Below are 14,983 nucleotides of genomic sequence, written 5' to 3' on the forward strand. Positions count from 1 at the left end.
GTCTGGCACTGGCTGGACTCGCACCAGACCAGCAGCCATATTCAGAAATTGCCAGCTTCCTGAGAGTTCATCGCCGGAAGGTCGGGGCGGCGATGGACGCACTCGCCTATTTTGACGCGGTGTTCGTCGCGCTCCCCGCAATGAGTCAGCAGCCGCAGGACCGGCGGATGATGAGCTCTGTGGGGAGGAGCTGGATCTTCCCGGCTGAGTCCTTGTGGGAGAGGGCCGCTTCGAGGACCGCTTCGGCGATCTGATTGATGGGCTGCCGGACAGTCGTGAGCTGAGGCCAGCTGAATTCCGATTCAGAGGTTCCGTCGAACGAGACCACGGCAATGTCATCGGGTATGGAGAGGTCGGCCTCGTGGATGGCTCGCAGGGCGCCAACCGCCAGCAGGTCGGAGCTCGCGAAGATGGCCGTGGGCCTCTTTGGTAGTTCGAGCAGCCGCCGGGTGGCTTCATAGCCGCCTTGCCTGGTGAAGTCAGTGAATTCAGCAGCCCCCTCGGGCAGGCCTGCCTCCCGGAGCGCCTTCTTCCAGCCGTTGTGTCGTGGGTCCGCGCGGGTTGGGTCAATATCCTTGCCCACCAGAATGGCAATATCCTGGTGACCGTGCCCGATAAGGTGCTGCACCCCCAGTGCGGCTCCCTGTTCAAAGTCGGTGCTGACCGTGGGTATGCCGTGCACTGCGCTGGACTGGTCAATGAGCACCCTGGGAATTCCCTGAACCGGCATAGCGGCGACTTCGCTGGGGCTGAGCACCGTGGCGAGGATGATCGCGTCGACCTGACGTGACACGAGATTGAGGGTGTTTTGCCGCTCGGTGTCGGCGTCCGTACGGGAGTTGGCAGCGAGCAGAGCGTAGCCCCGTGCGGCAGCAGCCTGCGCGATGGTGTCCGTGAGTTCAGCGAAGTACGGGTTGGTGCTGTCCGGGACAATCATGCCCAGCAGCCGGGCGGATCCCATAGTCAGAGCCCGGGCGGTTGCATTGGGCTGGTACTGGAGCACTTTGATGGCCTCATGCACCCGTGCCGCAGTCGCTGCCGCGACCGGCTTGGGGCCACCGTTGATGACGTAGCTAACAACCGCCGTACTCACCCCGGCATAGCGGGCAACGTCGGTTCTCGTTATTTTTCCTGATCCGGCTTGTGCCTGCAGACTCGCCATGTAGACCACCCTTTCACTCCATCGTTCACATCATTCTACCCGGGTGGAACGCATTGTCTTTAGATAAATGCCAGCAAATGCAATGTCGATTCGGGTTCTTGCGCGAACGAGTCTACCCGCGTAGACTCGTGTTCGAGCCAATGAGCAGTGATCCTCCTCACGTTCCCCGCCTGACGATATCCAGGCCCTTTTGAACTCTTACAAAAAAACTCCACATCCTCCGAAGGGATCAATGATGATGACCATTCCAAAGCCTCGAAGCGGGGCACGGATCCTCACCGCCGCGGCCACTGCAACCATCGCAGCCATGGCACTGACCGGCTGCGGCGGACCAGGATCAGTCGGTAGCGGTTCCACCGTTGAGGCGGGCTCCGGCGAAGGCACCATTAATGTCTGGGCAGTCGACGGGCAGGCAGCCGAGAACGACGCGTTGAAGAAGATCATCTCGAACTTCGAAAGCGCGCAGAGCAAGATCAAAGTGAATCTCAAACTCTTCCCCTCCGACCAATACACCAAGGCCGTGAACTCTGCGGCGCCGGGTGACCTGCCCGATGTTCTGGACTTCGACGGGCCCACTCTGGCCAGCTTCGTCTACAACGGCAAGATGGCCCCACTTAAAGGCTCCGTATCCGACGCGACCCTGTCGAACCAGACGGACTCCATCACGGCACAGAACACCGTCGATGATGCCGTATATGGAGTAGGCATGATGAACGCCGGCCTCGCATTGTGGGGCAACAAGAGACTCCTGGACACCGCAGGTGTAGCCTACCCGACCACCCCGGAGAAGGCCTGGACAGCTGACGAATTCACGGGCGCCCTGGACAAACTCACCGCAGTGGTCCCGGGAGGCAAACCGCTGGATCTTTCGGAACAGTACGGCTTTGCCGGCGAATGGGGAACCTGCTGCTCGGCCGGGCCCGTCATCTGGTCCGGGGGCGGCACCGTGCTCAAAGACAATAGGGCATCCGGAGCGCTGGACTCAGACGCCAACGTGAAGTCGCTGACAAAGTTCGCCAGCTGGAAGAAATACACCGATCCGAACGCAGACGGGCTGGCATTCACGAGCGGACGCGTCGCCCTCAGCTGGGTCGGACACTGGACCTACCCGACGTACAAGGCCCTGGGTAATGACCTGGTCTCAATCCCACTGCCGAACTTCGGCAAGGGCACCAAAACCGCATCCGGAACCTTTGCCTGGGGCATGGGCGCCGGGTCGAAGAACGGCGCCGCGGCCGGAAAGTTCCTGGACTTCCTGATGACGGACGAAAGCGTCCGCACTTACACCGACGCCAACGGTGCCCCTCCCGCTACGAAGACGGCACTAGCGGCATCCGCCCTCTACGGACCCGGCAAGCAGCTGCAGCTCCTGGGCGATCAGCTGAGCAAGGCCTGCGGCCCGGAGGACCAGATCAGCGACACCTGCGTTAGCGTCACCCGGCCGGTGACCGCGGGCTACCCCGTCGTCACGGACCAGGTGGGCAAAGCCGAGGCCGCCATCTACGCAGGCAAGGACGCCAAGGAAGCCCTGAGCGCGGCCGCCCGCGCCATCGACCAGAACTTCGCCGACAACGACGGATATAAGAAATAGACCTCCGGCAGTCGTCCGGCCGCCGCAACCACCGCGGCTGGCCGGACCCCCGGAATCGCTCCCAGCGAAAGCCTCCATTATGACCACTCAAACGCAACAGATCCAGGCCCCCGCGGCGCCGGTAAAGCGACGGCCGTCCGCCGGCCTTTCCGGACACCGGTTCGCGGGCCCGCTCTTCGCCAGCCCCGCCCTGCTCGGACTCGCAATCTTCCTGGTCGCACCGTTCGTGCTCGCCCTCGTGCTGTCCTTCTACCGCGTCCAGCTCAACAGCCCGCGTCCGGCACGCTTCGTCGGATTCGAACAGTACACCCGCTTGTTCACCGATCCGGACCTGGCAGCAGCCTTTGGCCACGCACTGCTGAACAACTTCACCTTCGCCGTCATTGTCGTGCCCGTGCAGACCGTACTCGCCCTGGCCCTGGCGGTCCTCGTCAACCGCAAACTGCGCGGCATGGTGGTCTTCCGAACCTTCATCTTCATGCCCCTGGTATTCCCGCTGGCCCTGACGGCCGTGATCTGGCGCCTCATCTACTCCCGGGGCGATCAGGGACTCCTCAACGCGATCCTGGGCTTCTTCAGCGGCGGTGGCCTAACCAGCCACGACTGGCTCGGCGATCCCACCACCGCGCTCGGATCAATCATTGTCATGTCGATCTGGCAAAGCGTCAGCTTCCAGATGATCATCGTCCTCGCCGCGCTGCAAAGCGTACCGACCGAACTCTACGAGGCGGCATCGCTGGACCGCGCCAACAAATGGGCGCAATTCCTTAACGTGACGGTTCCCGGCATCAGAAATACCCTGATCTTCGTCGCCCTCATCACCACGATCTTCTCCTTCCGACTCTTCGACCAGGTCTATCTCCTGAGCCGGTCCGGCAGCGTCGACCGCGGTTCGACCGAGACCGTGATGACCCAAATCATCAACACCGGATTCGACAACAACAACGTGGGGCAGGCTGCCGCCATGACAGTCATCTTCATGCTGATCATCACCGTGATCGCAATCATTCAACGCGCAGTTGCGCGCCAGCGAGGAGGCGTCTGATGGCGATGTCCAAGACCGTGAAGCCAGGGCGGCGGGGCGGGAGCATGAAACGCACACGCCGTTGGCAGACCGCACTCCACTACCTGATATTGACAGTTGTTTCGCTGTTCTTCTTCCTGCCCGTCTACTACCTCATCGTGGGAAGCTTCCGCCCCTCTGCCGAGGTACTCAGCGGGATCAGCGGCTTTGTCCCAACGAACTTGTCCCTCGACAACTACACAGGCGTCTTCGAACACCTCGGTTCAGAGGCCACCGGGTACTTCGGACAGTTCGCGGCCGTCTCCATCCTTGTCACCACCGCGGTCGTTGCAGGCAGCCTTGTCGTGAATTCCATGGCCGCCTACTCCTTCGCCAGGATGCAATGGCGCGGGAAGAAGATCATCTTCCTGCTGGTGATTGTCCTGACGATCATCCCGTTCGAAGCGGTCGCCCTGCCTTTGTACTTCATGTTCTCCGGGCAGCGGGACACCATCTTCATCCAGGCGATTCCGTTCATTGCCAACGCGTTCTCGATCTTCCTGTTCTACACCTTCTTCCTCGACGTTCCGGGCGAAATCGAGGAGGCAGCACGTCTTGACGGTGCCGGGCCATTCCGGACGTTCTTCCAGGTCGTGGTGCCCATTACGAAACCGGCGTTTGCCACCGTCGCCATCCTGACCTTCCTGGCGCAGTGGGGATCCTACCTCTGGCCGGTCCTGATGGTCTCGGATCCAACCGTCCGGCCGCTGCCACTGGCGATCAGCATCTTCCAAAACCAGCAGCCACCGGAGTGGGGCCAGGTGCTTGCCTTCGGAACGATGTTCATCGTCCCGGTCCTGGCCGTCTTCCTGGTCTTCCAGCGCTGGTTCGTCGCCAGCATCAGCAGCTCCGCAGTCAAGGGCTAACACTTCCTCCCAAGCGGCCCCGCCCGGGCGGCCACCAACAGAAAAGGTGAATTCACTTGGTTTTCAGTCTTAAGGACTCATGGGTGTGGGACTTCTGGCTTGCCGACGACGGCGGCAACTTCCACATGTACTATCTCCACGCTCCCAAGAGCCTGGGCGATCCTGCTCTCCGGCACCGCAACGCCCGGATCGGCCACGCCACCTCACAGGACCTGACCCACTGGGTCTCGCACGGCGTCGTCCTGCAGCCCGATGACCCGGATGCCTTTGACGCAACCTCAACCTGGACCGGTAGCGTCGTCCAAGGCCCGGACGGCATCTGGCGGATGTTCTACACCGGAGCCCGGTTCTACGAAACACACAACATCGAAGCCATCGGCGTCGCAACCTCCCCGGACCTCCGCACCTGGACCAAGCACCCCGCCGCCGTGATCGAAGCCGACGCACGCTGGTACGAAAAATACGGTGATTCGACCTGGCCGGAAGAAGCCTGGCGGGACCCCTGGGTGTTTGCCGATCCGGCTGGCGACGGCTGGCACATGCTGATCACAGCCAGGGCAAACCACGGCGACGTCGACAACCGCGGCGTCATCGGCCACGCCGTCTCGCCGGATCTGGAGACCTGGGAGGTGAGGCCGCCCCTGAGCCGGCCCGGTGCCGGCTTCGGACACCTCGAAGTGCCCCAGACCACCGTCATGGACGACAGGGCCGTCCTGTTGTTCTCCTGCGGAGTGGACACGCTCGCGGCCAAGAAGGCAGAAGGATTCGGCGGCGGGGGGATCTGGAGCCTGGAAACGGACCAAACCAGCGGACCCTACGACGTCGCATCAGCGGCGATCGTCACCACTGCGCCGCTCTACAGCGGGCGCGTCATACGGAACCGTGCCGGCCAACTGATGATGATGGCCTGCCACGACGCCAACAGCGACGGTTCCTTCGACGGCGTCATCTCGGACCCACTTCCGCTCCACTGGGATCAGGAGCGCGGCGGCCTGACCACGACGCCGACACAACAAACCAACACCGCCAAACCCGTTTAACCCGTGACGGCCCCGACCACCCAATGCATGAGGAGTTCCATGCCAACCGATAACCAGGGCGCGCTCCTGCAGCTGACCGCCGCCGGAGTGACCGTGCTGATAGACGCCACGGCCGGCCAGCTTCCCGCCATCGTCCACTGGGGCCCTGCGCTACCGGCTTTGACTGCCGATCAGGCCCGTGCCCTGCTTGGAGCAAGCGTCCCGGTGGCCGGTTCCAACACCGTCGACCTGCCGCCCCGGCCCGGCCTGCTGCCCGGGCACCACAGCGGCTGGACAGGCCGCCCCGGGTTAAGGGGCTCCTTCGACGGCGCTGGCTGGTCACCCAAGTTCCGCACCCAAACCGTGGCACTGAACGGCACCCCGGTCACAGGATTCACCTCCTCCGGGGCCGGTCTTCTCGAAGTCAGTGCCCTCGATGACGCCGGACGGCTGCGCCTCGACCTGACGCTGGAGCTGCTCCCGGGCGGGCTGCTGCGCAGCCGGGCAGAACTGACCAACCTGTGCGACGAAAAGTACACGCTCGAAGACCTCGCCCTGTCCTACCCGATTCCCGCAGAGGCCACGGAACTGCTGGACTTCGCCGGCAACCACAACTATGAACGGATCCCCCAGCGCGGCACGCTGCGTACCGGCACCCACGTGCGCGAGAACCGCAAAGGCCGCACGGGGGCCGACAGTGCGTTCATCCTGCACGCAGGAACGCCCGGATTCGGATTCGGCCATGGCGACGTCTGGGCCGTCCACACAGCCTGGAGCGGAAATCACCAGCACTATGCAGAACGCGTCTTCACCGGCGAGCAATTGCTCGGCGGCGGGGAGCTGCTCCTGCCAGGCGAAATCCGGCTGGGCCGCGACCACAGCTACATGAGCCCCTGGATCTACGCCTCCTACGGGGCGGGACTCGACGAGGTCGCACACCGCTTCCATACCCACGTGCGCAGCCATACGCCGCGGGTCTCAGCTGATCGACCGGTTAGCCTCAACGTTTGGGAGGCAGTGTACTTCGGGCACGACGCGGACAAACTCATCGACCTGGCCGAGCGTGCCGCCGCCGTCGGCGTCGAACGGTACGTGCTCGACGACGGGTGGTTCGGTTCACGCCGCGACGACACGTCGGGGCTGGGCGACTGGGTGGTCTCCCCCGACGTGTGGCCCACCGGGCTCCATCCTCTGGTGAAATCCGTCCACGATCTCGGGATGCAGTTCGGCCTGTGGTTCGAACCGGAAATGGTCAACCCCGACAGCGACGTCGCCCGAGCACACCCGGAATGGATCATGGCCGCCCGCACCGAATGGCCCGTGGAGTCACGCCACCAGCAGGTCCTCAACCTCGGCATCCCCGAAGCCTACGAACACGTCAAGAAGCAGATCCTCGCCATCCTCGCGGAGTACCCGGTCGACTACATCAAATGGGACCACAACCGCGACCTCATCGAAGCAGGCAACCAGCTCCACGAAGGCCGCCCGGGCGTTCACGACCAGACCCTGGCGTTCTACGCCCTGCTGCAGGAAATCCGGTCCCTGCATCCGGGGCTGGAAATCGAATCCTGCTCATCGGGCGGCGCCCGCGTCGACCTGGGCGTCCTGGAACACACGGACCGGGTCTGGGTGTCGGACAACATCGATCCCCACGACCGGCAGACCATGCTGCGCTGGACCGCGCAGCTGCTGCCGCCGGAGTACATGGGCTCCCACATCGCATCAGGGCGCTCCCACACCACCGGCCGCCAGCACGACCTGGCATTCCGGGCAGGCACCGCGATCTTCGGACATCTCGGCGTCGAGTGGGACCTTGCCCAGGCCTCACCCGAGGAGCTATCAGGCCTGCGCCGATGGATCGACTTCTACAAACAGGAACGCGGCCAGCTGCTCACCGGCGACGTCGTCCGAATGGACGGCCCCGACTCGAACGTTTTGGTTCACGGTGTCGTCAGCAGGGACCGTTCCCGGGCGATCTTCGCGGTAGCCGCGCTCGACGGCCTGTACCCGGATCCTGCCGGACGCCTGAAACTCCGCGGACTCGCCCCGGACGCAACGTACCTGGTGGAACCCGTCTTCCCAGGGACCACGCCCGCCGGGCTCCTGCCGCCCGAATGGTGGGGTACGCCAACAGCCGGCGGCCAGGCGATCGAACGCACTTCCCTGCGCGGAGCCACCCGGGATGACGTGACATTTCCCGGAGCCAGCCTCCCAGGCAGCGTCCTGGCGAAGGTCGGCGTGGCCTCCCCACGGATCCACCCCGACCAGGTGGTCCTCTACCGCATCACCAAGACCGCGTGAACCCATCGCCGACCAGAGCAGCAAAGGGAACCATATGATCACACACATCAAACCGGGTCAGGCTTTGCAGGTCACCGGAAACAGCATCACCCACATTGAGGACGAAGGGTTCGGGTGTGAACAAGTAATGATGGAACTCTGCGGTTCTTCTTTTTCATGGCGTTCCAAGGTCCTGTCAGCCTTTCAGGCCCTGATCGCCCCACATTCACCTGAGCCGTCTCCGCTTACAACGGGAACGTGCCCCTCCTGGGTGGGGGCTACCGAACGGTCCGGCCACAGCATGGAACTCGGAGACTGTCGGAAGTTGCCTGCAGCCTGTCCAACTACGCAGCCAAGGTCGGGCCGCCCCCGGACGGGTTACCCTCCGGCGCGGAGGCGGCCTGCGTAAACGTGCGGGCGGCCCGTGAGCCGGCGGCGGTGCTCGCCGCGATGGTGATGAGGGCTCCGAGAATCATGGCCGCGGCCTCCCCCGGTTCCAACAAATGCAATTGGGAGCCGATTGTGGCAGCGGCAACCGGCACTCCTAACTGGGACGCTGCAAGCATAGCCAGCGGCAGAGGCTGGCCGAGTAGCCGAAGGCTTCCATGGACCAGCAAGGTTCCCAGTCCCAGGCAAATACCGAGGAGAAACATTTTCGGGCTTATCGCAAGGGTGCGCAGATCGAGCGATGCGCCCAGCCAGACGAAGAACACCGGCCCTAGAAAGCCGTCGCTGACGGCGAACAGTTGATGAGCCAGTCGCCTGGGTTCGCCCACCGCTGCAACCACCAGGCCGAAGGAGAACCCGGCCAGCATGATGGACACGTGGCCGGCCACCGCAAGCCCGGAGAGCGCGAAGAGCACAGCAAGTTGGATCCTCAGCTCCAGGGCGAACTTCCGATCCTCGGACAGGTCATGCACCCGTCCGCGCGTGCCGCTGCGCTCCAGCCAGCGAAGTACAAAGAACAAAACCGCCGCGCACGCCGCGACGACGGCTGCCCCAACGGCGGCCCTCGGCGCGTTGGGTGGGTCGACAGCAAGCGGAAGCGCCACAATGCAGGCGATGTCCGCTACCGCCACTTGCGCCGTCGTCGTCAGGACCTTTGGTCCCCTCAGCCGCAACGAATCGACGATCGGCAGGACCAGGGCTGCCGACGAGGAAGCGAGCAGAACAATGTAAAGGGGAGCATGTCCGGTGCCGAACGCAAAGGCAGTGACGATACCGACGACGGCCGCCAACACTGCGGCGATGCCGGCACGCAGCGCGCCCGCGCCCAGTGCCGGGCGGATGGCTTCGTCCCGCACTGGGACATGTGTCCCGGCCACGAACATAACGAGGGCGAACCCTACGTCGGCCACAAAGGTGAACGTGGGGTCCGAGGAGTCGACCAGACCCAACCCCGTGCGCCCGATGGCGATACCTGCCAGTAACTGCCCTAGCACCACGGGCAGATGCCATTTCCGGGGAAGTGCCAGCAGCGGTCCGAGTAGCGCGACCGCGGCGATCAGCGAAAGCTGAAAGAACGACACCTTCCTCCTTCCAGCGGGATTGCGCCTGGCTTGCGGCAGTTACCGCGGCGCGTCAGCCAGTTTTGTTGGAATGTCGCTGTTTTCGTCCGCGTAGTAGCTTGCGCATACCCGATGGTAACCATCGACCGGCCATCATTGCGGGAATCCCTCGGGCCAGCGATGCTCGAGGGGGCGCCCTTGAGCGACGCGACAATGGTGGCAACAACGTCGGCGGATCCGACGCGGAGCGGGTACAGGACGTCGTCCAGGAGGGGGTCGACTTCGACGCGCGACCCGGTTCGGTTCACACCGCCGTCGAGCGGGTGGTTAGGCTGGGTGGATGGCGACAGTTATTCTCGTGCGGCACGGCCGCACCACAGCCAATGCCACTGGAGTGCTGGCGGGTCGGGCCGCAGGCGTCAGCCTGGACCAGATCGGGCGCGACCAGGCGGCTCTGACCGGAGACCGGCTCGCGGCCGTGCCAGTAGTCGGGGTGGTGTCGAGCCCTCTTGAGCGTTGTCAGCAGACCGCCCGGCTCATCCTCGATCGCCAGGCTGGCTCGCCGTATGCGCCGGTCGATCTCGATCTCACCGAGTGCGATTACGGCCAGTGGCAGGGCCGCACGCTCAGTGATCTCGCGACCGAAGATTTGTGGCCGGTTGTCCAGTCGCAACCGTCCGCCGTCGTCTTTCCCGGCGGTGAATCCATGGCCGCGATGCAGGCTCGGTCGGTGGCAGCGATTCGACGTCACGATGCAGCCTTCGAAGCCGAGTACGGGCCAGGGGCCGTGTGGGTGGCGGTGAGTCACGGTGACATCATCAAGTCAATCCTCGCCGACGCGCTCGGCATGCACCTAGACCTGTTCCAGCGGATTAACGTGGGCCCCGCCTCCGTATCGATCGTGCGCTACGGCGCTAGTCGGCCGAGCGTTTACGCGACCAACACCGACGCGGGAGATTTGTCGTGGCTGTCGAACGGCATCCAGTCTGGCGATGCGCCGGTGGGCGGCGGTGCAGGGCAAAAGGCGCCATGAACCTCATATGCCTAGAATACTGACATGCCTACACTTGTTCACGAGTTTGCCTGGCCTGATCGGGTCGTCGTTGGCACCATTGGCCTTCCGGGGGCGCGCACGTTCTACCTGCAGGTGCGGGCAGGGACGCAGATCGTGAGTATTGCCCTGGAGAAGCAGCATTCGGCTCTGCTCGCGGAGAAGATCGACGAAATTCTCGACCAGCTTCTCACCGTCGAGGGCAACCCCCACAGCGTTCCCACCAGTACTCCCATTGAGTTGGTTGACAATGACCAGCTCGAGGCCGTTCAGGAGCAGTTTCGGACTGGCGCCATGAGTTTAGGTTGGGACCCGACGACGGCGCAGGTCGTGATAGAGGCCTACCCGATCACCGATGTCGACACTGATAACAACGACGAATCGCTTGATGAAGACGACGCTGACGTGCCCGAAATGCTGCTGGTGCGGATGCCGGTTGGCACCGCCCGCGCATTTGCTAAGCGCACGCGTGAGGTTGTGGGCGCCGGGCGTCCCGCGTGCCCGCTCTGCGGTTACCCCGTAGACGCCGACGGGCACGTCTGCACTCTGCCCGAGGTCTGATGCCGGCGCCCGACCTGTTCACGGCCGAGCTGACGCTCACTGGGCGCATCACCACGGCGTCGAACGCTACATTTCTGGGCAGCATCGGCGACACGACAGTCGTCTATAAGCCGATAGCCGGGGAGAAACCGCTGTGGGATTTTCCCGACGGCTTCCTTGCCCACCGGGAGGTTGCCGCCTATCTGGTTTCGGAGGTCCTCGGCTGGAACGTGGTGCCACGCACCTGGCTGCGCGATGGTCCGTTCGGCGCAGGGATGGTGCAGCTGTGGCAGGAGACAGACCCCGACCAAAACGCGGTGGACCTCGTTGCGTCGGACGACGTACCGGAGACCGGTTGGAAACACGTCCTCGAGGGTCAGGATGAGAACGGACGGATGGTCGCCCTCATACACGAGGACTCTCCGGTGCTCAGACGCATGGCGGTGTTCGACGTCGTCGTGAACAACGCCGACCGCAAAGGCGACCACATTCTGGCAATGACGGACGGACACCGGCACGGCGTGGACCATGGGCTCACCTTTCACCGTGACCACAAGCTGCGCACGGTGCTGTGGGGATGGCTGGGAGACGCTCTGACCGCCGAGGAACGCGACGGCATAGACCGTGTCAGCGAAGGACTGCACGGTGGGCTGGGCCGGGACCTGGCGGACTTGCTCAGCGCCGAAGAAATCGCATCGCTGGCTTCGCGCTGCGCCCGGTTGCGCCTGGCAGGGCGGTTTCCGGCTCCGAGCGGGGAAATGTCTGCGGTGCCCTGGCCGCTGTTTTAAGGTAATTACGGCTAAGGCTTCGCAGGCTGTGACAAGTTGATGGCATGGATCTTAAGGTAGCGACGGAGCTCGTCATTCCTGAGCACGAGCTCCGCTGGCGATTTTCCTAGGAGCCCAGCCCCGGCCGACTACCCCCTATTCCGAAGGTTTGGGCCATGGGAGACATCAACTGTCACCGGGAATTCACTGCCCAAACGCCCATAACAGCGCGGGACATCACGCTTAAAATCCGCAGCGTCATGTACTCCGCGCCGAAGGTATCCATGAACGGGTAGCAACGAAACAACCAACGACGCAGGAAAGAATCTCCCACCCGATTTGTCTTTGGTTATGTTGCCTCAGCCAGTCACGTCCATGAACAGGTGACACAAAGACAAAACCGCCGGCCGGGGAAGCAAGGAGGCAGCCGACCACAGCAACGGCCACCAACAAAAACGGCCCCCGTCCGGCGCTAGCACGACCCAGTCCCAAGTGTTATGTCTCGGGACATGGGTGACAGTTTTGTTTCAGGTCAACCGTGACAGTTCAGGGGTTCTTGGTGGTGACACTTCTGCCGATCTGATTGGTGGATGAGTGGAGTTGAGCCTGTTGATCCTCGTGTCCGTTTAGCGATCTCGCAGTGGCCGGAAGATCCGCCGCGTGGTGCCGTGACATCGTTCTGTGCCGAGCATGGCATCTCCCGTAAGACGTTTTACGTGTTGCTGGGCCGAGCCCGGGCCGAGGGCCCGGCTGCGGCGTTGGAACCGCGGTCCCGCCGGCCGCGCACGAGCCCGTCCAGGATCAGTGACGAGGCCAAGGAGCAGGCACTGCGGGTGCGGGCGGCATTGGAGCGCTCGGGCCTGGACCACGGGCCGATCAGCGTGTTCGAGAAGATGAAATCCATGGGCCTGGAACCGGTGCCCTCGGTTGCGTCGCTGGCCAGAATCTTCCGTCAAAGCGGTGTCGCGAGGCTGGAGCCGCGGAAGAAGCCCCGGGCCGCATACCGCCGATTCGTTTACCCGGCCCCGAACTGTCTGTGGCAGTTGGATGCGACCGAGTACGTCCTCACCGGCGGCCGTAAATGCGTGATCTTCCAACTCATCGATGACCACTCCCGCTTCGCGGTCGCCTCCCACGTTGCCGCCGGGGAAACATCCGAAGCCGCGATCACGGTAGTGAAGAAGGGCATCACCACGCACGGGGTACCCCAGAAACTGCTCACGGACAACGGGGCCGCGTTGAACCCTTCACGGCGGGGCCGCCAAGGCCAGCTCCTCACGTACGTCACCTCCCTTGGGATCGAGGCGATCACCGGCAAACCTTACAAACCGACCACACAGGGCAAGAACGAACGCTTCCACCGGACCCTGTTCCGGTTCCTGGACAAACAACCCCTCGCCGGGACCCTTGAACAGCTTCAGGAGCACGTCGACGCGTTCGATCAGCTTTATAACACCGAACGCCCGCACCAGGGTTTGCCCGGGCGGATCACCCCGCAACAAGCATGGGACGCCACACCGGTCGCCGAGCCACCACACCCGAAACCTGTCCCGGCCCTCACGCACGACGGGACCCGCGGCGGCGGCCAGGCCACCCGCATCGCCTACCCCAACGGCAGAGTCACGATCAACAGCGTGGTCTACATGATCGGCAGACCCTACGCCCGGCAGTGCATCCACGCGCTCTGGGACACCGAGACAATCCAGTTCTTCGATGACCAGGGCACCCACATCACGTCCTACCCCCGTCCATCGGCCGGAACCAAAACAGTTGGAAACGGCAAGCCTCCAGGACGCACGGTCAAACAACCCACAACCGTCACCAATGTCCTGAAAGAAGAAATGTCACCCATGTCCTGACACAAAACCGTCACCCATGTCCCGAGACATCACACAAAAGCGCCCGTGCACAAAGGCGTGCACAATGTGCACAGGGCGGTTTCCAACGATCGTCGCAACGGCTCTATTTGAAGGGCAACCATATCGCTCGGTTGCCCTTTGCCGGCCTGACCGCGCCCACGACGGCTGCCGGATTACAGTGCCGCAGAAGGCCCCGTGACCGTGAGGTTAACCGGACAGGTTCTATGGGAGTTCTACGGTCGCGCAAACGAGCGGGCCAAAAGATTCATCCGAGACCAGCGTCAGGCCATCGCTTCCTACGCAGAAGAACTTAGATCAAAGTTGCGTGATGGGCGCTGAACTGGTCGCGTGCGATCACGACCGGTCAGATGCCCGGTAAAAGTCGCTATCGCTCTGCGCGACCAATTCCTGGCAACCATTAGCCCCACTCGTTGAATGACCAGTTTTCGTCCCGCTCAGGGTTCCGCCTGTGACCTGCAGAATCCTCTGGGGCGATCAGTTAGGGCGGGCTTGAAGTCTTGGGTGGTTTTCCATCGAGAAAACAACGGCTGCTACTGCGGCGGCCAGAGCTGGGACGTAGAACCAGCCGATGCCTGCGGAGCCGATGACTACGAAGACAACAAGAGCGACAGTAGTGGCGACCGACACTGGAGTCCGCGCGCGTCCAGGTATCAGGAGAGGTAGCGCGGTCAGGGCGACGGGGATGAGTAATGGCACGAAGATGGATGGCCCATTTGTTTCAAGCAGGGTCGAATGGCTAACCTGCTGTGGCCCACCAGGCGTTAAATTTACCTGGGTGTACATGGGAACCACTAATAGAACCAAGGAAGCAACTACCGCGAGTGAGACAGCTAGGAGCTGGCGAACATTCTTAGAATCCAGATGACGTTTCATATGACTCCCGCCCTGAAGCTGTGTAAACCAACGAAAGCATTACTGGAGTGATTCCGCTAGAGGACAGCGGGGCTCGAACAGAACGTCCCGGTAAGGCTTCCTGCAACGGAACGGCAGGTGGTCCTGGATCAGGTTGACATACTCATAGGACGGCACATACCCCACATCCCAGCAAGCAGAGGGCCCGCCAGCAAGGACCCTGAACCCGCCACCCACACAACCGAACAGGCCACCGCGGCGCCAAGCACAAACCGCGGACAGCGTCAGAGGGACCCGCGGAGAGTCAATGTCCACACATTAAAGCAAAAACCCCTCTGACGAGGGGTCATGCGTGCCCGAGGTGGGACTCAAACTGCATTCCAGCCCTTGAGAATCCGGCACTC

At 63.1% G+C, this 14,983-nt stretch carries 11 protein-coding genes; 9 read left to right on the forward strand and 2 right to left on the reverse strand.

The window, feature by feature from the left end; genetic code table 11:
- Positions 1–145: 145 nt before the first annotated feature.
- Positions 146–1,162: a LacI family DNA-binding transcriptional regulator gene (locus ASF98_RS21440; RefSeq protein ID WP_055806749.1), complete on the reverse strand. Its 1,017-nt coding sequence runs from the start codon at positions 1,160–1,162 to the stop codon at positions 146–148.
- A 235-nt stretch (positions 1,163–1,397) separates the two neighbouring features.
- Here ASF98_RS21440 and ASF98_RS21445 point away from each other — a divergent pair, with 235 nt between their 5' ends.
- The 5 genes from ASF98_RS21445 to ASF98_RS21465 all read left to right on the forward strand — a co-directional run bounded on the left by ASF98_RS21445 (position 1,398) and on the right by ASF98_RS21465 (position 8,002).
- Positions 1,398–2,753 (forward strand): extracellular solute-binding protein, encoded by a 1,356-nt coding sequence (locus ASF98_RS21445; RefSeq protein ID WP_055806458.1) that lies wholly within the window; start codon positions 1,398–1,400, stop codon positions 2,751–2,753.
- A gap of 79 nt (positions 2,754–2,832) precedes the next feature.
- Positions 2,833–3,798, forward strand: a complete 966-nt coding sequence (locus ASF98_RS21450) for a carbohydrate ABC transporter permease (RefSeq protein ID WP_055806461.1) — start codon at positions 2,833–2,835, stop codon at positions 3,796–3,798.
- A gap of 44 nt (positions 3,799–3,842) precedes the next feature.
- Positions 3,843–4,682 carry a carbohydrate ABC transporter permease gene (locus ASF98_RS21455; RefSeq protein WP_235506111.1) on the forward strand — a complete coding sequence of 280 codons (840 nt, stop codon included), beginning with the start codon at positions 3,843–3,845 and terminating at the stop codon, positions 4,680–4,682.
- 56 nt (positions 4,683–4,738) lie between these two features.
- Positions 4,739–5,722: a glycosyl hydrolase family 32 gene (locus ASF98_RS21460; RefSeq protein WP_055806467.1), complete on the forward strand. Its 984-nt coding sequence runs from the start codon at positions 4,739–4,741 to the stop codon at positions 5,720–5,722.
- A 39-nt stretch (positions 5,723–5,761) separates the two neighbouring features.
- On the forward strand, positions 5,762–8,002 hold the full coding sequence (locus tag ASF98_RS21465) for an alpha-galactosidase (protein ID WP_055806470.1): 2,241 nt from the start codon (positions 5,762–5,764) through the stop codon (positions 8,000–8,002).
- Positions 8,003–8,325: 323 nt separating this feature from the next.
- Here the strand turns inward: ASF98_RS21465 and ASF98_RS21470 are convergent, their stop codons facing one another.
- Entirely contained in the window at positions 8,326–9,510 is a 1,185-nt protein-coding gene (locus ASF98_RS21470) for a cation:proton antiporter (RefSeq protein ID WP_055806473.1), read from the reverse strand.
- Between the two features lie 319 nt (positions 9,511–9,829).
- Between ASF98_RS21470 and ASF98_RS21475 the strand changes: the two genes are divergently transcribed.
- The 4 genes from ASF98_RS21475 (at position 9,830) to ASF98_RS21490 (ending at position 13,706) form a co-directional block, all read left to right on the forward strand.
- On the forward strand, positions 9,830–10,522 hold the full coding sequence (locus tag ASF98_RS21475; RefSeq protein ID WP_055806476.1) for a histidine phosphatase family protein: 693 nt from the start codon (positions 9,830–9,832) through the stop codon (positions 10,520–10,522).
- A 24-nt stretch (positions 10,523–10,546) separates the two neighbouring features.
- Positions 10,547–11,101, forward strand: a complete 555-nt coding sequence (locus ASF98_RS21480) for a DUF3090 domain-containing protein (RefSeq protein ID WP_055806479.1) — start codon at positions 10,547–10,549, stop codon at positions 11,099–11,101.
- Complete coding sequence (locus tag ASF98_RS21485) at positions 11,101–11,868, forward strand: SCO1664 family protein (RefSeq protein WP_055806481.1); 768 nt, start codon at positions 11,101–11,103, stop codon at positions 11,866–11,868. The genes ASF98_RS21480 and ASF98_RS21485 overlap by 1 nt, the downstream gene beginning before the upstream one ends.
- Before the next feature lie 569 nt (positions 11,869–12,437).
- Entirely contained in the window at positions 12,438–13,706 is a 1,269-nt protein-coding gene (locus ASF98_RS21490) for an IS481 family transposase (protein WP_055806484.1), read from the forward strand.
- Positions 13,707–14,983 lie beyond the last annotated feature (1,277 nt).

It is taken from the genome of Arthrobacter sp. Leaf337 (assembly GCF_001423745.1).
GTDB lineage: Bacteria > Actinomycetota > Actinomycetes > Actinomycetales > Micrococcaceae > Arthrobacter.